A 22026-nucleotide genomic window follows, 5' to 3' on the forward strand; every position below is an offset into this window, starting at 1 on the left:
CATAATCGGATGGCAGATATGAAGATTGGCGGTGGTAATATCTCGGTCAACCAGCAGCTCAGAGTGACATATACCGACTAGGAGGAACATAATCGGATGGCAGAGATGAAGATAGCAGCGAAACACTTGCCTTATCCCCTACATCTTGTTAACAATAACGGCTAGTAAGAAAAGTGTCTCCAGTTTATATAAAAATCACACTCTAACAGTGGCATAGCGGTAACTCATTCTGAACGGGCAAGAAAAAAACAGATAGAAGTAAAAACATCTAGACGTCTAAATTGACAGACGTCTATTTATCTCATATCCTGCCGACTATTGAGATCTACCATAGAGCTTATACCAGACGTAGTTGAGCTAGATAATTAACAATTCACTCATATGGTAAGCAGGAGTAGACGACGTGTTCCAGCTATGGAGGCATGGGACTTAGGGTTTATTTACATAACAAAACAGAACTAAAATTGAATAGAAGTAGTTCCGTTTTTAAGACAAAGTTATAAGACAAGAGAGAACAATTTGACCACTTCATCTGATGCGCCTATGAGTCCCCAAGACAAAAGCACTCAAACTAATGGCGCACCTACCGCATCATTTATTGCACTGCTACCCCTATTTCTTTTCCTGTCGCTGTTTATCGGTGCCGGACTGTACTTCCAAAGCCAGGGCGTTGATTTTGCTTTCTATCAACTCCCTAGCGTTGTAGCGATACTGCCAGCAATTATCTTTGCCTTGATAATCTCTAAGCAGAGACTCAACCAGAGCATAGATACCTTCATTGCCGGTATAGGCCATGCAAACATCATAGCCATGTGTCTGATCTATCTGCTCGCAGGTGCATTTGCCGCTGTGGCTAAAGCGACAGGTGGTGTCGATGCCACAGTTGCTCTAGGCCTGTCTTTAGTGCCGTCTAACCTACTACTACCCGGTTTCTTCGTCATTGCAGCATTTATAGCTACTGCCATGGGTACCTCTATGGGTACCATAGCTGCAGTCGCACCTATCGCCCTTGGTGTTGCCAACGAAGCCCAGATAGAATTGCCCCTGATGGCTGGTGCGGTTATCTCCGGTGCCTTGTTCGGAGATAACCTCTCTATCATCTCTGACACTACAATTGCGGCGACTCGCACCCAAGGCTGTGAGATGAAAGACAAGTTCAGAGAGAACCTTATCTTCGCCATTCCAGCATCAATCATCACCCTAATAGCTTTCACATTCGCGGGCCAAGGCCAGGCCGATGTGGCCGTCCAGGAGATTGAATTTATAAAGGTGATCCCATACCTGACTATTTTAATCTTGGCCGTTGCGGGTCTTAATGTATTTGTAGTACTCACCATAGGTATTCTATTAGCCGGTATTACGGGTCTAGTCACCATGGACTACGGCGTTATCCAATTTGGTCAGGATATCTATGCAGGTTTTGGCAATATGCAGGAGATCTTCATCCTTTCTATGCTAGTGGGCGGCTTAGCGGCTCTGATGCAGCAGCAAGGTGGACTGGAATTTGTCAGCAAGCAAATCGAAAAGTTAATCGCTAAGTTCTCTAAAGCTAAGGGTGGCGCTTCGACTCGCGCATCTGAATTAGGCATGGCTGGCATCGTTGCCCTGACCAATACCTGTGTCGCCAATAACACGGTATCGATTGTGGTAACCGGTGATATCGCTAAAGATCTGGCACAAAAGCATCAAGTAACTCCTAAGCGTGCTGCGAGCATCCTGGATACCTTCTCCTGTATCGTTCAGGGACTTATTCCCTATGGAGCTCAGGCCCTTTTAATCGCATCGACCTTCAGTATCTCACCACTGGAAGCCGTTACTCACGCTTGGTATTGCATGATCTTGGCCCTAGTCGCTATCTCAGTTGTCATCTTCCGTAAGCGTACCAGCTAATAAAACTCGGCTGAATGTTCCCTCCAGAGATGGAGGGGATAAAGCAGGAACACGAGAATGCGAGAATGCGAGAACACGAGAACACGAGAACACGAGAACACGAGAACACGAGAACACGAGAACACGAGAATGTTTAGCATCATCTAGCCTATCCTGCTTTCTAGCCTACCCCTTATATCTTCTTAATATTTGTAACCTAGCTCCCTAAAACCTTACCGCTTTCTAATCCGCCTCCTTTCATAAGCCTATTTCATGGCACCTTTATTCGCATGCTAAAAATGGCTACAACTAATGTGCTATTGTAGACCTTGCTTAAATAGGGCAGATTAAAGTCGACTTAGATTAAACTTAATAAGCTCGCGCCTAACAGCAAGTGCTTAGTTAGCCAATTGATAGGGATATTGAGTATCGACTAGATATAACTCGTCGATATAAATGAAGGAGTGCAGCTTATGCGCTCTTTTTTGTTTTCAGCCTGATATATCCTTGAAGAGAATCAAACAACATTGTGATACAAACTAAGCTCGACACCCATTCGACCCATTATGATCTACACAGATTAGTCGTATTGATGATCTTAGTCGGTGCTTGCGTCACATCGGTAGGGATCTCCATCTCTGTCTGGGCGGAATATCAAGATATCGGCATGCAGGTCTTCTTCAGACGTTCAGATTTCCTCGGCGATTATGTTCAATCACCTCTCGCCTATGTGTTTAACATGTCACTGATTATTGCTGGCACTTGCATTCTACTCGCCATGTATGGGCTTTACTTGCTTAAGCTAGGTGACTTCAGCCACTTTCTGTCAATTGCAGGCTCTTGGGTGGGACTATCTATTATTCTCATCGGCGTCTTCCCCATTAATTATTTAAACGAGCATAGACTGGTGTCCACCAGCTTCTTGATGTCGACCTTCGTCTTGCACCTGTTTACCATATCGACTCGCTTCAACCACAAGGAGATCTGCTCAAGGCCGCTATTTATTCTGGCCATCTTTGGCTTTCTTAGTGCGTCTGGGCTTATCTATCAACTGGACTGGAGCACCTTAGACTTCACTCCTTGTCTGCATGAGGGGGGTGACATCTGCTGGGTCGCGCTTAATATGTGGCTACAGACCAATATCACTATGCTCTGGTGCGTGTTACTGGCGCTCAATATCAGAAAATTAGCCATAGAGCAGTATCATGCTGAGTCAGGCTAGCAGAGTTAAAGCCTGATAGCCTGACTTAAAACCTAGCTAGAAGCCTTAAACTTAGTCGCAGTTAAGTGATTAGGTGCTAACCTTGCGCCTAAACTGGATTTACACCATCACGGCGCCGATTAATGACTCAAGATAAACCAAGTATGCGGCTGGCTAAATACCTTGCCATGACAGGACTCTGCTCCCGTAAGGCCGCGACTCGCTATATTAGAGACGGCCATATAACCCTAGATGGGCGTCTGGCCAATCATATCGATACCATCAGCTTAATCGAGAGCCCATCAGGCCTTACTAGCCTAGAGATACTCAAATTCGATGGAGTGCTTATTCAGGGTGTCGAATCTAAGCAGTATTGGATGCTGAATAAATCTGTCGGCACAGATTGTCGCCTCTTGGCCCATGACCCCAGCTCTCTGTTGCATCTATTGCCTGACAATCCACGCCTCTACCCAGTGGGCCGTTTAGACAAGGACTCCCGTGGCCAGTTGATATTGACCAATGATGGTGAGCTTACGCAGCAGTTAATGCACCCAGATTTCGGTCATAGCAAGACTTATCATGTACAAGTCGATGGCAATTTCGAGGATAGTTTCTTAATCAAGATGGCCCAAGGCGTCAGCTACCGAGATGTCACCACCCTCCCCTGTAAGATGACCCGCCTTAATGATAACAAGTTTGAGATCATACTCACCCAAGGGCTCAACCGACAGATCCGCCGCATGAGTCAGGCATTAGGCTATAAGGTTGTCGACCTTAAACGGGTAAACATTCAAAGTTTAGCCCTTGGCGATCTAAAAGAAGGAGAGATGAGACAACTGACAGCTTTAGAGCAGGCTCTTCTCATAGAGAGTTGCCGACCTTCGAATGAAGGTTAATTACATTTTTGTTTTAGCTTCAACTTGAGTTTATTTTGGGTAGTTTGATTGGAGACCGCCCCTTCAATGTAACCTATCGCCTTGCCGGCGAGGGATGTGCAGATACTTCCGTGACACACTGCGAGTACGTCCTTGTAAGTTCGGCCGTGACATCCTTGTCACGGACGGTCACGGCCGCATCTACACCCGATTATTTTTCTCTTCGATTGAGGTTTGTGGGTAAATCTAAGTTTCGAGTTTGTAACTCATTTTGCCGCAAAGCTTGTTAGTTTTCGAATGAAGCGGGTTACATTTTCTGTTGGGTTCATTTGACTGGTTTAGTATTGGGAAGTGTGTTTATTAATCTACCTTCAATGCAATCTATCGCCTGTCCGGCGAGGGATATGCACTATTTATTTTGAGAAGGTTCTGCGAGACGCTGGCTCTTGATTTCAAAAGAGTCTTCCCTGTGGGCTCTGCCAAAACGTCCATGTTTTGAAAGCTCGCAGCCGCACTTGGTGAATCACAAGAAAATTTGACCTTATTCGCCCCGACCCCTTTGTTGCCGACCCCTTTGTTGGTTTCCCTGAGTGAACATTGCACTTTATGCAATGATGGAGGTTCTTTGTTTCACTCAGGCAGAGAAACTGGGATTGAGTTCTTTCTATGCTATAACTCATTGTTGAGACATTGGTTTACTGTTAGTCTTGAGTGATTAATGTACTGGAGACCTGTTCTTATTAAGACCGTTCTTATTCGGAATTCAGCCTAATATACTGTTATACATTTCTAGAGTGAGGTAGCACTTTGCCAACATTTTTTCAATTTTTAGAGTTATATGGTGGGCTTAGTGCAGTTGTTATTGCACTAAATGTAGCCGCATATAAATTGTACTTTTTAAATCAAAAAGTTAACTTGGAAAAGGCTAAAGATAGAGAAATATCAAAACTTAAAGCAGACCTCGACGCGTCTAATCTTATGTTAGAAAAGTCCTTGGAAAAAATAGCTCATGTAGATCAAAGCCGTTTTGATAAAGAGTTCGATATTTATCAAAAGGTTTGGGAATCACTTACTAAATTAAATATGGAAGCAGAACAGCTTCAGTATAAATTGAAATCAAGTGATTCAATGGAAGAAAAAGATAAGGATATTTTGAATCTGTTTCACTCGATAATGACAACATCAGAAACCATTCATACCAGCACTCCCTTTTACCCCAAATCTATTCATAAAATAACCACTCTTATCTTGTCACAATTGCAGGATTACATTAGAAATGTATCAACCATAAGAGATGATGGAAGTGAAAAATTACTTAGTTGGACTTCTGATCATAGTAGAGTATATGCAAAGTCTAATTACAATGAACTTGAAGTGGCAATCAAAGAAAGGCTAGATTCACTTTCAGGTGTAAAAAATGTATAACAAGCTAATTAATAAGGACAAAAAACAGTTGGATGTTTTCGTTCTTCAACATTTTAGCCAACAATTTTTTGCCCATTATTAGGGCGTTAGCATACCCATAGGTTCAGCATGCACTTTGAAATCAGTAAGGAAGAAAAAACATTATTGCTATCCTTGAATAGTGGTATTTCAAAAGTGAAAATATATAAGGGGGGCTCATACCCTTCGGTAGTGTCCTTTATTTTGAAAAATGGAAAAACAGTAACTATTTGTATAAAGGAAGAATATGTTGCACATTGGTTTGAAGTGTTTCCTATATCTATTTCAGAAGATAATCTATCTGTATCTCCCGAAATAGTATTGGATGGAGCAGATTTTTCACCGGAGGTAGGGTTAAATATTTTAAGTAAAGCAGAATGGACTGTGCCTGCCAATGCCGAAGAAAAAACTAAAATGATAGGTGAAACTGAAGGTGCAATGGTACAGAGTGAAGGTTTAGCTTCAGAAATACCTTCTAATGCAAATAATCAAGCTACATTGCATGCAGGAATCGAAATCAATAAAAAATCAGGTATACCATTTATTGTTGCAAGCTCAATTTCTCCTTACACATTATATGTATCAGATTGTAATTTTTACGAACCATTTGATGAACGAATTTATGATCGAGTTCAGGTATGCTAACAAGTCACTCAAAAGGACAAATAACAGTTGGTTTTTGCTTCTTCGTCGCTTATTTTAACCAACGACAAAGACGGACCAGGCATACCTCTGCCCCACACCTAATATCCCCTTGTTCAAAGTAGAAGTGCGCTGCGCTTCCACGGAGAACACTGAGATAAAGATGAAGATAGAAGACCTCTACAGACTTTAGCCTTTGCCTTTCTTCGTGACCCTTCGAGTCCTCCGTGGTTAATCGCTCCAGTTTGGTTTGCCTAACAGCTTATATTCATGTCCAAAGCAATCTAGTGAGCAATAAAAATCAAATCGAAGAAATGTATAACCTGATGTGGATGCGGCTGTGGGCTTCGGTTTCAAGGATGAAACCGCAGAGCGTATAGGGACATATTTACAGCGTCCCACAGAAGTAGCTGCATGTGAGCCTGCTGCAAGCAATAAACACCAATGAAGCTATGGTTCTCAATAAACTAACCAAATAATAAAACCAGCCCAATGAACCCACAATAGATATTTAAGAAATTTGTTATCTGACAAATATTTCAATTTGTTATCTGACAAATAAAAAAGCGGCCACCTAAGTGACCGCTTAACTTCAACATTTAGCCCTAGATTCGAAGTGAACACCTAGATTCAAATTCTTAGAGATTCCCCTAGAAACTAGCAAGCTAGTAGCTCAAATCTCGAATCTCATAGCTCGTAGCTCGTAGCTCGTAGCTCGAATCTCGAACCTCGAAACTCATAGTCCTTAACTTATCGCTTAAAACTTACAGCTTATAACTCGCCGCTAATAAACTATGTCCATCTCGGCTAACAAGTTATCCGCATTATCCAGATACTTCATCACCCAAAGCATGTAACGGCTATCTACCTGAATAGAACGGTTAGACTCAGGATCGTAACCCCAATCACCGATAATACTCTCGTAAACACCATCAAATAGCAGACCCACTAGCTCGGCGCGACCGTTTAAGGTCGGTGAACCTGAATTACCACCTGTGGTATCTAAGGTCGACAGGAAGTTAACCGGCACTGAGTCGATAGATTTCATGTAGAAGTCGCCGTACTGCTTCTGCTTTATAAGCTCCAACTGCTTAGACGGCGCATCGAATGGATCCGCACCTGTGTCTTTAGCCAAAATGCCTTCCAGACGCGTGAATGGCACAGCTTTTAAGCCATCTTGAGGCGAGTAGCCTTTCACATGACCCACAGTCACACGCAAGCTTGAGTTAGCGTCGGCATAAACCGGCTTACCTTGCTCTGTGTTGTAAGCAATAATCGCGGCCATATACTGAGGGCGCACTTTCATTAGCTTACCGCCAAGCTCCTTATCCTTCTTCTCAGCTTTCATGTCGGTGTCATACATGGCCACGGCAAACTGAATGAAGGGGTCTTTCGAGGCTTTAAAGTCGGCAACCGGCTTGTCTAACCAAGCAAGGCGCGTATCCATGTCACCCAGTGTGGTCTTGGCATACATCTTATCTAGAGTCTTAGACAACTGCTTCTCATCTAGCTTCTTGCCGATGCCAAAAACCTTGTCCAGAGCCGCAATACGCTCACTTGCGGGTAATACGGCGTAGCGCTTAAGCAGATCGAACACTAAGGCCTTATCGACACTGGCTGCATAACGACGATCGATACGTTCCATGCTCGACTTGAAACGTGTCATGTCACGTTCCTGATAACCTGGTTCACGAGCCATATCGTCAACTTGTTTCTCATTAGCTAAACGATATAACTTACGTGCTGTAGGCATCATGGTGCTGTAGCGGATATAACCTAAAATGGTATCTCGGGCCTGATGTTCCTGGCCTTCGGCAATCAAGCTATCCAGCTCGGCCAAGGTCTCACCATATTTGGCTTTACGCTTACTGGTTTTATTGATCCAGTTAGACAAGTCTGACTCACGACCTTGACGATCTTCGAGTATGGTCGACTTACCGTAGAACTCGATCATAGAGGTGAAGTTCTTGGCATAGTTTGCCAAGCCTGCAATTAAGCTCTCATACTTGATACGCTCATCACTGCCCTCAAGTGCCGTGTCCTTGATGATCTCTATGATACGCTCACGTAGCATCTTACCTTCAGGGTATGACCACTCGAACTGGTTCTCGACTTCATTGGCGGTGCGGTAACGATTAGTGCGGCCGGGATAACCCGCCACCATAACAAAATCACCATCACTCACGCCTTTAGCCGAGACCTTTAAGAAACTCTTTGGCTCATAAGGTACGTTGTCCTTACTGAAATCTGCTGGCTTGCCATCTTTAGACACATAGCCACGATAGAAGGAGAAATCCCCCGTATGGCGTGGCCACATCCAGTTATCGGTATCGCCGCCATATTTACCCACGCTAGCTGCTGGGTTATATACCAGACGCACATCGCGGATCTCCAACTGCTTAACCAGGTAATACTCTAAGCCACCGTGGAAGCTGTGCACCTGACAGCGATAACCAGCTTCGGCCTCACACTCGGCAACCAAAGACTTTTCTTTCAGCTCTACACCCTGATAATAATGGTGACCAAGCTTGTTTTCTAAGCCCAGCTTGACCTTGTCAGTCACATCCGTCACCGCCTCGGTCACATAGATACGAGAACCCGGTGTCGCCGGTAGCTCTTCGCTGTAAGACTTAGCTAGGAAGCCATCTTTAAGCAGGTTTTTCTCTGGGGTTGAGTTGTATTGGATTGAGCCATAGGCACAATGATGATTAGTCACCGCCAGGCCCTTTGCAGAGACAAATGATGCAGTACAGCCACCTAGGCTGATAACCGCATTCATTGGAAATTCAGTTAATTTAGAGATAGATTTCACATCTATCTCTAATCCCTTAGCCTTAAGTTCGTCAGCCATTGCGGGCAGTTGGTATGGTTGCCACATACCTTCGTCGGCCTGTGCGCCAAAAGTGGCGGCAACAGCGACGGTGAGAAGCCATTTATTCATTTTGTTAATTCCATTTCAAATTATTAATTGCTAATTATTATTCTGTTTTGCTGGTGCTGATTTATATTTTATTATTTTAGAGCCATGGTTAGCCGTTACCCCAAATCGCAGGCATAAAAAAGCCGAGCCAAATATCTCTATTCGTGCTCGACTTTATCATATGCCACCGCCATTAAGACAGCGTGTGAATCAATCCCTTACAAAGCATGTGTAAAGGTCATCTACATAAGTGGAGTGACGTTTATTCTATAGGGCAACCGAAAGTTGTGAACCTATGATAACTGCGCCTAAAATACCGGCAATAACTAGCGCTGGCGTACCACCTGAGACCTGATAACCACCCAAGTTCTGCTTACGCTGCTTCAGTGCCATAGCAATCGGCAGGAAGATGATCATCACTACCAGAGGAATGGCAGCGAAACCCAGCACCTGTATGAAACCATCAGGATAATACAGAGCACACAGTAGAGGCGGCACGAAGGTGATCAGCCAAGTCTTAGCACGACCGGCAAAATCATTTTTGGCTCGAGTCAACTCGGCCACATAATCAAACAGACTCATGGTCACACCGAGGAAAGAGGTAATAAGCGCCAAGTTAGCGAAGAGGTCGATACACTGCTTCAAAATTTCTGAATGAGCCAAACCTTGCAAGGCTGTCACCAACAAAGGCAATGAGCCCTCGAAGCCATAAACAGTCCCGCCACCTAAGGTCCCCAGAGTCACCATCAACCACAGGATATAGCTAATCAGAGGTATGGTTGAACCAATAATTAAGATCTTGCGCAGTGATACTTGATCGCCATCCATATAACGCACTATCGTCGCAATACATACATGGAAACCAAATGAAGTGAAGACGATAGGTACTGCGGCTAACCACAAGTTGTTTAGTTCACCTGTCGAAATCGCCTGACTGGCAGTATCTGACAACATGACCGACAAATTGACATCGGGAAACAAGAAAGCCACCACGATAACCAGCAAAGCCACCATAGTCGTGAACAAGAACCGAGAGATCTTATCAATCCAGCCAACCCCAACGGCAATAATACCGCCGAATAATACAGTAAATAAGAGTACTGCGACCTGGTTGTCCAAGGTGATCCCTAAGGGTTCAAACCTCGACTCTAGCAGAGACGATCCCCCCATAAGATAGACCATGGTCAAGGCAAACAGCAGACTCATAAATGAGGCCCCCTGAAACAACTGACCAAATTTGCCTAAAATCTTGCCCGTTATGGCGTGTACGTTATCGCCCACTCCGGTGCGCAGATTAATTTCAAGCATCAATAACGAGGTATAGATGGAGATCCCCCAGATCACAACGAGTAGGAGTAGCGCGGGCAGTGTACCCAATGAAGCCGTGGCCAAAGGTAGGGCCAACATACCACCACCGATTGCAGTCCCCGCAACGATAGCGATTGAGCCAAGCATTTTTAAATTCACAAAATTGTCCTGTTAGATATATTTTTATTCTAGATTTTTGGTAGGTCAGATTTAGAACGACTTTGAAGGAGAGATTTAGCAATTTCGAATCTTCATTAACAGCCCCCAATCGAATCCGGTCAATCGACCTTATGTTTCAATTGGCCTCAATGGCTCAGTTAATAGTTGTTTTACCCTATCGACAAAGCCACTGAGGCTGTATAAATCGGGTTAAAAACAGATAGGAATATTTCATTGCTGCTCTTTCTCTAAAATGACTGCTTGCGACATTAACAGCTACAAACCTAGTGAGCAAGCCATCTATAGCAAGTGTAAACAAGTTTGAACACTGGCTCAATAAGTTTCCAACAAGCAGGAAACACTTGTGTCACTGGTGACTTTTTCACTGAGCTTTATTACCAATTCGAGAACTCAGATATTGCGACTCGGCCATCAAAATGTATAATGCCCGCCTCTACTTCAGGGGAGTAGCGAGCAATTTTTGTTGTCGAAATCGATTTACTAAAAGGCAAAAATTGAGTGAGTGTCAACATACTTGGCCACAACGCCATGGTGCTCACAACAATATGACGTGATGACTCAATATTGTTTTGCAAGACCTGAGTGCAGTGACCGCCCATAAACAAAGGGGGGCCGGTTTTCTGTACTCGGATTTTTGCCCCCCTATAAGGAAGACTCTTGGACGCACTAGAACCACTACTCGCATCAACCTTCACGGTTGCGATCGCCGAAATCGGTGACAAAACTCAACTGCTAGCTCTCATACTCGCCGCCCGATTTAGCCATATAAAGGGCAGTAAAACGGCAATCATTCTCGGTATTTTCCTGTCGACTCTGCTCAACCATTTTTCCGCTGCTTGGCTAGGTAATTGGGCCATAGGCTTGATTAGCCCGGAACATGCGCGCTACTTAGTCGCTGCTTCATTTTTTGCTATCGCCCTGTGGGTATTAGTCCCGGACAAGGTCGATTGTGAAGAGAGCCGCTTCTATAAGATGGGACCTTTCATTGCCACCTTCATTCTGTTTTTTATCGCCGAGATGGGCGATAAAACTCAAATAGCCACTGTGGTATTAGCGGCGAAATACGATGATCTAGCTCTGGTAGTCATGGGCACGACCTTGGGCATGCTTCTGGCTAACGCTCCTGTGGTCATGGCCGGAAACTTCAGTGCGGATAAATTGCCGCTAACCCTAATTCATCGTGGATGTGCGGTATTGTTTGCACTCTTAGGTGCCGCGACCCTGATGTTTTAGTTAACGAGCGTTAATTCACGAGCGTTAAGTTTTTAGTTATAAGTTTTAAGAAAAGCACTCGCTTAACTTACCGCTTATAGCTTACGACTCGTCACTCGTCACTCATTACTCATTACTATGATCAAAAAAGCCAGTGCTCTAAGCACTGGCTTTTCAATTTCAACAGAGGTAACGACTAAGAATTACAAGCCCAATGCCTGCTTGATACGCTTACCGTAGTCCGCATCCGCCTTGGTGAAATGCTCGACCATGGTCTGCTGCACATCCATAGTCGTCTGACTCAAGCTGCCACAAATAGTGGTGATCAATCTGGCCTTCTCAACTTCGGGGAAGATTCGATAGAGGTTACCCGCCTGAGTGAAATCATCTTGATTATAACGGCTGTATCTATCGGCTTCACCGTCGAGACGCAGTGCTGGCTCGGCGAAATTGCTCGGCTCAACTAATGCAGCTGCAGTGCTGTTAGGCCCGTAGTTAACACTAGCATCTCCACCAGTTTGGCTGCCGTTATAGGGACACTGAGTCCCCGCCATGGCACCGGCTCTTTGATGGTGGTTTGCCTTAGTGGCATGTGGGCAGTTCACAGGTAGTTGGTTATAGTTGGTGCCGATTCTGTATCTCTGTGCATCGGCATAGGCAAACAAGCGTGCCTGTAACATCTTATCTGGTGATACGCCAACACCTGGCACTAAGTTACTCGGGGCCAATGCTACTTGCTCGACTTCGGCGAAGTAGTTCTCTGGCATGCGATTAAGCTCGAGCTCACCTATCTCTATCAGCGGGTAATCGGCGTGAGGCCAGACCTTAGTCAGATCGAATGGATTGATATGATATGTGTTGGCATCGGCTTCCGGCATAATTTGCACCTTAACCGCCCAACGTGGGAAGTTACCATCTGCAATCGCCGCAACCATGTCACGCTGAGATGAATCAGGATCGATCCCTTTAAGAATATCGGCCTGTTCAGGGGTCAGGTTTGCTATGCCTTGCTTGGTCTTGAAGTGAAACTTAACCCAGAAGCGCTCGCCTTTATCATTCCACAATGAATAGGTGTGTGAACCATAACCATTCATCTGACGGTAGTTAGCCGGAATGCCGCGATCCGACATCAAGATAGTCACCTGATGCAGGGCTTCGGGATTCAATGCCCAGAAATCCCACATGGCTTGTGGATCTTTGAGGTTAGTCTGAGGATTGCGCTTCTGAGTATGAATAAAGTCAGGAAACTTAATGCCATCACGGATGAAGAAAGTCGGTGTGTTATTGCCTACTATGTCGTGATTACCACGGGCAGTATAAAAACGTAGGCCAAAACCTCGGGGATCACGCTCAGCATCGGCTGAACCCATTTCACCGCCTACGGTAGAAAAACGAATGAAGGTTTCGGTTTGTTTGCCAAGACCATTGAAATGATCGGCTATGGTGTAATCGCTCATATCTTTGGTCAGAGTAAAAGTACCGTAAACCCCAGTGCCTTTGGCATGCACGATACGCTCTGGAATACGTTCACGGTTAAAATGTGCGAGTTTTTCTAACAGATGAAAGTCTTGTAGCAGTACCGGACCTCGCTCACCTGCCGTCATGGAATTTTGATCGTCAGCAATAGGCGCGCCATTTTGGCTGGTTAAGTAGTTAGCTTGTGTCGTCATATTATTCTCCAATTCTTTAATTCTTTAATTCTTTAATTCTTTAATGCTTTAATTCAGTCGTTTGGGTCGATTAGTTCAACCAGTCTTCGATAAAATCCAAAATCGTGGCCATGTCGCGCCTCCATACTTTTGGTCAATGCTCTAGTCAGTGCTTTTAGCCATTTCTTTTGGCAAGCCTGCTTAGCGGTAAAATGTCGATGACTAAATATTAGTTCAAAAGTACAAGTTTCAAAAACGATTAAAATCGATTTACGCAATTCACTTTACAGATTAACAATTTAATAGGCTGTGAATAGATACATTTAAACGAATAGCTTGAATGGCATTTAATGATTATTAATCTTTTTAAAACATGGATATTGATATAAATCAACAAAAGGCAGGTACAGAGTTAAGCCCTGTAGAAAAGGTATTCTAGGAGAGATATATGTGGTTCAACTTGATAAAACTAGGGGGGAAACGTGGGAGTATGGGTGTCAGTCATAAAAAAACCCGCTAACGAATGCTGCTAGCAGGCACTTTTATCAACACAAAACTTCTATCCAGATCAAGATGTTATTCCAGCTCAGAGCTGCTTACTAAGTTTAGAGCCTCTCGCTCAGGCTAAGCTCAGAATCTCTAGCTCAAGCTAAGCTCAGAATCTCTCGCTCAAGCTAAGCTCAGGGCTGTTCATTAAGCGCTTTCTCGGCTTTATACATTTTGACCAGGTAATACGCATCTATGAGTACGATAAAGAAGTTCACCAGGGCAACAGGCAAGGCATCTATGGCTAAGCCATAGGCTACGAATAAAGCCGCACCGATCAAGTTCCACCAGCGTAATTTTTTGATGTTTGACATCATAAGCGAGATGGCTACAACCACAGAGGCTAGATAGCCTACCCACTCCCAAATTATTATACTGTCCATTTTATGTTTACTCCCTTTAACTTACTGCGTGTCTAGCTCGAGATATATTCAACATTATGAACAAAACTCAGTTAAATCTACAGTTCATTACACAGAAAAATGAGTAAAGAAAACGGCTAGCGCTTCACCACAGCTGCGGTCATACGTGAGATACAACAGAGATCGCCGCCACTGTTATGGATAAGAATCTCCCACACTGAGCTTCTCTTACCTAAATGCACAGGTTTTGCCGTCGCGGTTAGCACACCATTTCTGGAAGCTTTAAGATGATTGGCATTGATCTCTTGCCCAACACAATAGTAATTCTCAAAATCTACCACGAAGTTGGCCGCATAACTTGCTACCGTTTCCGCCAGTGCTACATTGGCTCCGCCATGAACTATGCCTAAGGGATTATGAACCATTGGAGTGGCTGGCATGGTCGCCACGATATAATCGTCACCGATTTCGGTGATCTTTATGCCCATAGTTTGCATCAAGGTGCCCTTGCCATTTATGCCTGCTTCCATCTTGGCACACGTTTCTAAGCTCACCGGTCTAAACCAAATACTCATGACTAGGTCCATTGTCGTAATAATTAGGCCACAGTCTACTGGCTAGCCTTGTAAGTTTAAACAGGTAAGAGGAGTTAACACTATTCCAGAACAGCCAGTAGAGCTTAACCTTAGATGCTGTTGAAAACTTCCATACATTTTTTATCGATGAAACAATGTGATGGAGTCAGATTATACAGAATTAAGTTACAGCTATGAATTAAGCCGAGTTTTATCAGAGATAAATAACATTTTCATTCATTAGCAAGCGTAAAAACCTGCAAGGCGATACCATTATAATCAAGATGAATGAACAAGCCCAAAACACAGCTAGAATACTGGTATGTAGGCATCTAGAACTAGGTTAAGTGGTGAACACAAGCAAGACGCAGGCCTAAAAACAGCAAGATAAGATCGATTATTTACCATAGAGAAAGTAAATAACACATGAAAACAGCCAGTTAATCACCAATCTAATTCCAAGTTACACTTTTATAAACTTTACTCATAGAATTTAAAGAACAGTATGAGAAACAGTATAAAAAAACCGCTTTTAATAAATTAAAAGCGGTTTAGGCTTAGTACAGAGTCATTACAAAATTAGTGCTTACGACGACGTAAACCCAGTAATGATAATAATCCCAATCCCAGATAACCTAAGGAACCACCATCATCTTTCTTAGGTTCAGGACTAGGCTCAGGTGTTGGAGTCGGTAACGGATAACTCAGAGCGACAATCACAGGGTCATGATCCGAAGAGCGGAATGCATTCTCTGACTTTGCCAAGTCACCGGAGTACTTTCCCGGATACTGGAACAAATTAGATTCGACCGAGTTGATGTGCCAATCCTGAATATCTATGACTCTCTGTGCCAAACTTGCATTACCCAGAGCATGATCTAGATTACCTAGCTCCCCGCCATAGCTGTATGAATAAGTATCTACACCATGTACCTGAGTATTGAGGTTAATATAGCCAAACCCCTTATCTATTACTCCACCGGTCTGCTCGTAGACCTTGCCATCGAGCGTAGTCCAAGATGCGCCGACGATATCACGATCTGAAGTGGCGGCATCAAAATCGGTTAGCACTCGCAAAGGATCTTCTAAGCCATAGGCATTTAGATCGCCGATGATTAACAGATCGCCCTCAACATCTTTGAGTGACTCACCCAATACCTTAACCGCAGATACACGGAATTCGTTACAGTGTCCCTGTAGATCTGCGGGATCACTCTTCTCGGCAAACTCAGTCCAATCTTCCAAGCAGCTAGAGCCCTTAGACTTAAGATGGTTGACCACAATGGTTAGCTTCTCGCCGTTGACTGCAAAACCTTGGCCTAAACTGTGGCGCTGATACTTGTCATAAGCAGGACTAAGGGAGACCTTATCTGAGTCTTCACGTGTCGCCACTCCCGCTGGAGCATGTTGCTCCGGCGTGGCGATAATGAAGGCATCACCACTAGGCTTAACCTTTCCCGGACGATAGATAATCCCTACAGTAATGGCATCAGTGCCGATAAACTCAGAATCGGCAGTGGCAATGAAGGCATAGGCGTCGGCCGCCGGCAGCTCAGCATTGAGGGCATTGACCAAATATTGAATCGAGCTTGTTGCGCCGAAGCCGTTGTTCTCAATCTCCATTAAGCCAAGGATATCGGCGTTCATTTCTTTGATAGCGTTAACTATCTTAGTGCGTTGCAACAGGTACTCATCCAAGCTATGAGCACCACGGCCACAACCTCGGCTCGCATCGGCGTCATCTTGATCTCTACAAGATACATTCAATGCGCCACCGACACTGCTATCACTGGTAAATAGATTAAGTACGTTAAAGCTGGCAACGCGGATATCGCCGATTGTCGCGATATCCGGTGTTTCAGTTCTGTCATTAGCCCGCAGCAGATCCGCTGCAGAGATTTGATTGGTGGCCATCAGGTTATATTTACTATAGCCATAGCCAATCATGCCTTCTAAGTTGGTGATGGTATCACCGATGCGAAGGTAGCCTGTATCGGCGTTAAAGTCCTGAATATAGGGAACCACACCAGTATCAGTCTTCACGCTGGGTAAGATCTGCAGTTGATTAAGCTTATTTTTTGCCTGTAGTAGCGCCGCTGCATCAGAACCTGGTAGCTCTACCTGAGTGGCTTTCATCAAAGGTGCCTTATGAGCCAAGATAAGCCCAAGAGAATCACCATAGCGACCATACATGTTGGTAACCTTCATGTCGGTACTGGCATCGAGTCTCACCTTCATCCCCTCTAAACGCTCTAGAGTATCGGCTAAGGCTTCACCTTCGACGATATACAGTGGCTCCGCTGCTGGCACCTCGGCATCACCATAGATGGCGATATCTGTACCTATGTCGGTAAGCTGGGTCTGACCGTATTTTTCTTCGACCATGCCCTGAATACACACAGTGACACCAGGCTGTATTGCTTCAGGAGCCAGGTCATTTAGGTAGACGAATATACCATCTGAGGTGAACACTGAATCATCCCCCTCAAGCTCTTGCACGAAGATGCCCTTTTGCTTATCACCCCGAGCCGTGACCACACCTTGAATGGTAATAGCTGAGTCTGACTTATACTTACCCTCTGCAACTAAAGGACTCTTAAAGCCTGTGCCCTGAATATCATAAATAGGAGTGAAGCTAGCGCCAACACAGCTAAATTCTGGCTCAACCCCGCCAGTACCGTCGTCGCCACCGCCGACATAATCACCGCTACGAGCACCAAGTCCGGCCAAATAGTTAGTGCCTTTATTGGTCCACTCACTCTGGTTCCAGGTAGCCTGGGGCACGCTAATATCATTTTTACGCTGCAGGGTAATATTCTTGGCAAAATCATCGGAAGACAGGATACCGACTCTATCGATAACCTTAGTGCCATTCATCAAGTCAACGGCATCGTTACCGTTAAAGGTCATGTTTGTGCTGGTAAGCTGATCGATGCCTGCATCTAATGGAATATCGGCAAGGTTATGTACCACTACCTTGGTTGATTTAGCGGCGATTGTGCCACTTAACGTAACCATTAACGAAGCCGTCGCGGCACCATTACCGTGTCTCACCAAGGTGTAGCCAGATAAATCTACAGGCTTATCTCCTGTGTTATAAAGCTCAATGGCTTTCTTGTTGCCACCATCTCCTTCTACATATTCGCTGATCATCACATCAGCATTGGCCATTATCGGCAAAGCTGCGGCAATAGACAGTGCAAGCACTGACATTTTTTTAACATTATCCATTTATTCAACCCCATTATTATAATATGCCGTTATTTTTTATTAACGTGCGGGGGGATTCTTACAGACTTGAATGACAAAAAAAAGACGGGTAAATCACATTAATGGATTATAAATACTTGTTAAATATAGAGAAAAGTCAAAACCATTTAACATTAATTAGAACAAGTAATTCAGAGTGAGACTTTAGCGAGTAAAAATCAAATACTTACCTAAGAACAGAGTCTAATGACAAATACATTATTCCAATTTATTAAGCTGTTACAGATATTTACAAAACCTTAATAAAAAACAACAATAAAGAGCGTTTTTTATACAGCAGCAGTTAATAAGCCTTAGCATCTGTATTTTTCTGGCATAAAAAAGCGGCCATAAAGACCGTTCTAGCATATTTCGTTAGTAGCAATCACTCGGCAGCGGTCAAAATTAACACTTAAATATTAAATCATGACTACCAGGTAGACAGTTTAATCAAGCATAACTGTTTGTAACTGCCTGTTAGGAGCAGAGCTCGAAATGGCTCTGATAGGTCTGTGCCCATCTCAGTAGCTCAACGCGATTACGCGATTGCGTCTTCCTGAAAATAGAGGAGATATGTGCCTTCACCGTGTGTTCACTGATACAGAGTTGATGGGCGATCTCTTTATTTCTAGCACCACTAGACACAAGCTTAATGATAGTGCGCTCTCTGTTGGTAAGCATCTGCAGCATGGCTGCGTTATCTTGTGAGTAATCATTGGTCTTGTCTAAGCGGCTCACCAGTTGGCGAAACATCTTACTGATCAGAGTCCTGTCATACCAAAGCTCATCGGCCACCATCTTTCTTAAACCTGTTAACAAGAGGTCCATACGCTGATCTGCATAGAGCAAACCGCGTATCCCAAGTAACAAGGCTGACTCAGGATCAAGTTTCTCGCGATTAACCTGATAGAGTGCAACCGGAACATGGGACACCAGACGAGATGCCAATAGCGGGATCCCCTTACTGTCTAACGCGGCTCCCTCCTGCTCTATCAGATAGAAACAGTTATGGTCCCTCTCAGGATCAAGCTCAGATACCTGCTTCACTATACGGGTTTTGAGTCCAATAGATTCGGCCAAAATAGCCAAGTGACATGGGGCGGCGACTTGGTGTAAGAACACCAGTTCTTCAATCTTACTCATACACTTCTCTCCCTGAAAAGTTTACTTGTTCTCTGTAAGGCGGAGGTGGTCAATCTTCCCTATCAACCAGAATGATTACTATTGTTTATAGATTTAGTAGATTCGGATAGTTTCACTTGTAACGCTATAGTAAAAAAGTATCGATCAAATGTAAATCAAACAAAAAGTTGCTTTACAATCAGGTTTAGCTATTAAGCATGATAGCCTTAGACTTTTAAAGCATAAAAAACCAGTAGACTTTATGATGAATAAAGCAATCCACTGTCATACGTTAAACCTAGCCAGCTGTACATCATGGAACTTAACAAGTGTTATCAAATATATCAATCCACCCAACAGCGCCATCGCCATATCCGATTGAGTATCCCAAATATAGCCTTGAGTCCCCAGAAATGCTTCCGCATTATCCCCCGTTAGCAGAGCAAGCCACCACTCAATTAACTCATAAAATGCAGAAAACGCTAGGGCGAAGCACAATGACAAGAAATTACACCAGCCCCCAGGTTTAACTATATCTAAGCGAATAAAGATCTCCCGAGCGACTAAAGTCGGCACGAATCCCTGAGCAAAATGGCCTAATTTGTCGTAATTATTTCTGTCTGAGCCAGTAATATCGGCGATCCAGTCAAAAACGGGCACCTCGGCATAGGTATAGTGTCCACCTACCATAAGTATGATGCAGTGAAGCAATATCAAAGCATAAGCCAGAGGCGTCAGTGGAAAGCGCTCTCGAGTCAGAAATAAAACCGGCAAGGCGACCAGAGCCGGTAACACCTCCAAAAACCAAGTGAACGGATCTTTGGGCTCGATAGCCGACCAAACCAACACAGACATAAAAATCACTAACCAAGTAAGCTGTTTATTCAAAATAGGAACCTCATATACAGATAAACTCTATTGTTTTGATACAAGAATAATAACTTTAGCCATCTAGCCCTCCACAGTGCCTAAAAAAAATGCTACTTTGGTCTGACAAGTATCAAAAGAATACTAATAATTTAATAAATTAAAAATAAACTTAGTTAACAAAATACCAATAATCGAAGAAGGTACCCAAATCATGGCGAAACATTCGCTGGACAAGGATAAGATCAAGATCCTGCTATTGGAAGGCGTCCACCAATCTGCGGTTGATGTATTTAAACGTGCAGGCTACAGCAACATCGAATACCACAAGGCCTCTTTAGGAGAGGAAGCCTTAATAGCTTCTATTAAAGAAGCCCATTTTGTCGGTCTTCGTTCCCGCACTCAACTTAATGAAACAGTGTTAAGCCAAGCTGAAAAGCTTGTTGGTATCGGATGCTTCTGTATCGGAACTAACCAGGTTGACCTAGATTTTGCTGAAAAACTTGGTGTCCCAGTTTTCAACGCTCCATTTTCCAACACCCGAAGCGTTGCCGAACTGGTGCTTGGCGAGATTATTATGCTATTTCGTGGTATTCCACAGCGTAATGCCATGGCACATAGAGGCGGATGGCTTAAGAGTGCCCAAGGCAGTTTTGAAGCCCGTGGGAAAACCTTAGGTGTTATCGGTTATGGTCATATTGGTACGCAACTCGGCATCTTGGCTGAGACTCTCGGCATGCGAGTGATCTTCTTCGATATCGAAGACAAGTTGTCACTGGGCAATGCCCAGCAAATTCATTCGATGCAAGAGTTAATGTCTCTCGCTGATGTCGTCAGTCTCCACGTACCTGAGACTCCGCAAACTCAAAATATGATAGGCGAAGCCGAGATTGCCTATATGAAGCAAGGCAGTATCTTAATCAACGCCTCTCGCGGCACAGTTGTCGACATAGATGCTCTCGCATCGGCTATCCGCAGTGAAAAGTTGGCTGGCGCCGCTATCGATGTATTCCCGGTTGAGCCTAAGTCGAATAATGACGAGTTCTTCAGTCCACTACGGGGCCTAGATAACGTCATCCTGACCCCTCATGTGGGTGGCAGCACTCAAGAAGCTCAAGAAAATATTGGTATAGAAGTGGCTGGCAAGCTGGCTAAATACTCAGATAATGGCTCGACCATGACTGCGGTCAACTTCCCGGAAGTGTCTCTGGCGCAACATAAAAACGCGTCTCGCTTACTGCATATACACCATAACCGTCCCGGTATATTGATCAAGATTAACCAAGCGTTTGCAGAGAAAGGCATCAACATTGCTGCCCAGTACTTACAGACTACGGCTGAAATTGGTTATGTGGTGATGGAGGTCGATTCAGATCAAGCCGAAGAGGCTCTGGAACAAATGAAGGCCATCGAAGGTACTATTCGCACTAGGCTGCTTCACTAAAGCCCAGTCTGAGACTAAAGATTAATAGCCCGCATAATTTTACTTATTATGCGGGCTATTTCATTTCAAGCTGCTCAAGCTATTCTAAAAAAGTATCAAAGTAACTGTTCAACATAAGTGCCTCCAAACTAGCCCTGATATTAGTTATCAGGTGATGCAGGTCGATTCAGATCAACTCGAAGAGGCTGTGGAACAAATGAAAGTCATCGAAGGCACTATTTAAAACCCGCTTACTGCACTGATAGCTATCCCATAGAAAGCAGTCTGCCTAGGCAAATACTCCTTTAGGTCATTACCGAATTAATACCCGTATCATTTTACTTATTATGTGGGCTATTTCATTTCAAGCTGCTCAAGCTGTTCTAAAAAAGTATCAAAATATCCTTTCAACATAATCTTCAAACTAGGGCTTAAATTGGTTATCTGTTGATACAGGTCGATTAAGATCAAGTCGAAGAGGCTGTGGAACATATGAAAGTCATCGAAGGCACTATTTAAAACTCGCTTACTGCACTGATAGCTATCCCATAGAAAGCAGTCTGCCTAGGCAAATACCCCTTTA

At 44.1% G+C, this 22026-nt stretch carries 15 protein-coding genes; 7 read left to right on the plus strand and 8 right to left on the minus strand.

Annotation, left to right across the window (positions count from 1 at the left end; genetic code table 11):
- The first annotated feature begins 543 nt into the window (after nt 1-543).
- The 5 genes from SVI_RS17215 (at nt 544) to SVI_RS17235 (ending at nt 6033) form a co-directional block, all read left to right on the plus strand.
- The gene (locus SVI_RS17215) at nt 544-1890 is read left to right on the plus strand and encodes a Na+/H+ antiporter NhaC family protein (RefSeq protein ID WP_013052913.1); all 1347 of its coding nucleotides are present in this window, start codon (nt 544-546) and stop codon (nt 1888-1890) included.
- A 508-nt stretch (nt 1891-2398) separates the two neighbouring features.
- Nucleotides 2399-3091 carry a DUF998 domain-containing protein gene (locus SVI_RS17220; RefSeq protein WP_231847747.1) on the plus strand — a complete coding sequence of 231 codons (693 nt, stop codon included), beginning with the start codon at nt 2399-2401 and terminating at the stop codon, nt 3089-3091.
- A gap of 122 nt (nt 3092-3213) precedes the next feature.
- Nucleotides 3214-3966, plus strand: a complete 753-nt coding sequence (locus SVI_RS17225; protein ID WP_013052915.1) for a pseudouridine synthase — start codon at nt 3214-3216, stop codon at nt 3964-3966.
- Between the two features lie 786 nt (nt 3967-4752).
- Complete coding sequence (locus SVI_RS17230; protein WP_013052916.1) at nt 4753-5370, plus strand: hypothetical protein; 618 nt, start codon at nt 4753-4755, stop codon at nt 5368-5370.
- A gap of 108 nt (nt 5371-5478) precedes the next feature.
- A complete protein-coding gene (locus SVI_RS17235) occupies nt 5479-6033 on the plus strand; it encodes a hypothetical protein (RefSeq protein WP_013052917.1) in 555 nt (184 codons plus the stop codon).
- A 781-nt stretch (nt 6034-6814) separates the two neighbouring features.
- On the opposite strand, the gene SVI_RS17240 is transcribed toward SVI_RS17235, so the two are convergent.
- Complete coding sequence (locus SVI_RS17240) at nt 6815-8971, minus strand: S46 family peptidase (RefSeq protein WP_013052919.1); 2157 nt, start codon at nt 8969-8971, stop codon at nt 6815-6817.
- 246 nt (nt 8972-9217) lie between these two features.
- Nucleotides 9218-10417: an aromatic amino acid transport family protein gene (locus SVI_RS17245; RefSeq protein ID WP_013052920.1), complete on the minus strand. Its 1200-nt coding sequence runs from the start codon at nt 10415-10417 to the stop codon at nt 9218-9220.
- A gap of 678 nt (nt 10418-11095) precedes the next feature.
- Here SVI_RS17245 and SVI_RS17250 point away from each other — a divergent pair.
- Complete coding sequence (locus SVI_RS17250) at nt 11096-11671, plus strand: TMEM165/GDT1 family protein (protein ID WP_013052922.1); 576 nt, start codon at nt 11096-11098, stop codon at nt 11669-11671.
- 182 nt (nt 11672-11853) lie between these two features.
- On the opposite strand, the gene katB is transcribed toward SVI_RS17250, so the two are convergent.
- The 6 genes from katB to SVI_RS17280 form a co-directional block, all read right to left on the minus strand.
- Nucleotides 11854-13320 carry a catalase KatB gene (gene katB, locus SVI_RS17255; RefSeq protein WP_013052923.1) on the minus strand — a complete coding sequence of 489 codons (1467 nt, stop codon included), beginning with the start codon at nt 13318-13320 and terminating at the stop codon, nt 11854-11856.
- 659 nt (nt 13321-13979) lie between these two features.
- A complete protein-coding gene (locus SVI_RS17260; protein WP_013052924.1) occupies nt 13980-14228 on the minus strand; it encodes a YgjV family protein in 249 nt (82 codons plus the stop codon).
- A gap of 116 nt (nt 14229-14344) precedes the next feature.
- Nucleotides 14345-14782: a PaaI family thioesterase gene (locus SVI_RS17265; RefSeq protein WP_013052925.1), complete on the minus strand. Its 438-nt coding sequence runs from the start codon at nt 14780-14782 to the stop codon at nt 14345-14347.
- 579 nt (nt 14783-15361) lie between these two features.
- Nucleotides 15362-18013: an extracellular exonuclease ExeM gene (gene exeM / locus SVI_RS17270; protein ID WP_013052926.1), complete on the minus strand. Its 2652-nt coding sequence runs from the start codon at nt 18011-18013 to the stop codon at nt 15362-15364.
- Between the two features lie 495 nt (nt 18014-18508).
- Nucleotides 18509-19174 (minus strand): helix-turn-helix transcriptional regulator, encoded by a 666-nt coding sequence (locus SVI_RS17275; protein WP_013052927.1) that lies wholly within the window; start codon nt 19172-19174, stop codon nt 18509-18511.
- Between the two features lie 264 nt (nt 19175-19438).
- Entirely contained in the window at nt 19439-20041 is a 603-nt protein-coding gene (locus SVI_RS17280; protein WP_013052928.1) for a DUF2238 domain-containing protein, read from the minus strand.
- Nucleotides 20042-20234: 193 nt separating this feature from the next.
- On the opposite strand from SVI_RS17280, the gene serA reads away from it, so the two are divergent.
- Nucleotides 20235-21464 carry a phosphoglycerate dehydrogenase gene (gene serA / locus SVI_RS17285; RefSeq protein ID WP_013052929.1) on the plus strand — a complete coding sequence of 410 codons (1230 nt, stop codon included), beginning with the start codon at nt 20235-20237 and terminating at the stop codon, nt 21462-21464.
- The last annotated feature ends 562 nt before the right edge of the window (nt 21465-22026 follow it).

Origin of the sequence: Shewanella violacea DSS12 (genome assembly GCF_000091325.1) — a bacterium.
Taxonomy (GTDB): Bacteria; Pseudomonadota; Gammaproteobacteria; order Enterobacterales; family Shewanellaceae; genus Shewanella; species Shewanella violacea.

Excerpts from the sequence above, each read along its gene's own strand:
- SVI_RS17225 (WP_013052915.1), top strand. The coding sequence starts at position 3,214 with ATGACTCAAGATAAACCAAGTATGCGGCTGGCTAAATACCTTGCCATG.
- SVI_RS17260 (WP_013052924.1), bottom strand. The coding sequence starts at position 14,228 with ATGGACAGTATAATAATTTGGGAGTGGGTAGGCTATCTAGCCTCTGTG.
- SVI_RS17275 (WP_013052927.1), bottom strand. The coding sequence starts at position 19,174 with ATGAGTAAGATTGAAGAACTGGTGTTCTTACACCAAGTCGCCGCCCCA.
- serA (WP_013052929.1), top strand. The coding sequence starts at position 20,235 with ATGGCGAAACATTCGCTGGACAAGGATAAGATCAAGATCCTGCTATTG.
- SVI_RS17215 (WP_013052913.1), top strand. The coding sequence starts at position 544 with ATGAGTCCCCAAGACAAAAGCACTCAAACTAATGGCGCACCTACCGCA.
- SVI_RS17235 (WP_013052917.1), top strand. The coding sequence starts at position 5,479 with ATGCACTTTGAAATCAGTAAGGAAGAAAAAACATTATTGCTATCCTTG.
- katB (WP_013052923.1), bottom strand. The coding sequence starts at position 13,320 with ATGACGACACAAGCTAACTACTTAACCAGCCAAAATGGCGCGCCTATT.
- SVI_RS17265 (WP_013052925.1), bottom strand. The coding sequence starts at position 14,782 with ATGAGTATTTGGTTTAGACCGGTGAGCTTAGAAACGTGTGCCAAGATG.
- SVI_RS17240 (WP_013052919.1), bottom strand. The coding sequence starts at position 8,971 with ATGAATAAATGGCTTCTCACCGTCGCTGTTGCCGCCACTTTTGGCGCA.
- exeM (WP_013052926.1), bottom strand. The coding sequence starts at position 18,013 with ATGGATAATGTTAAAAAAATGTCAGTGCTTGCACTGTCTATTGCCGCA.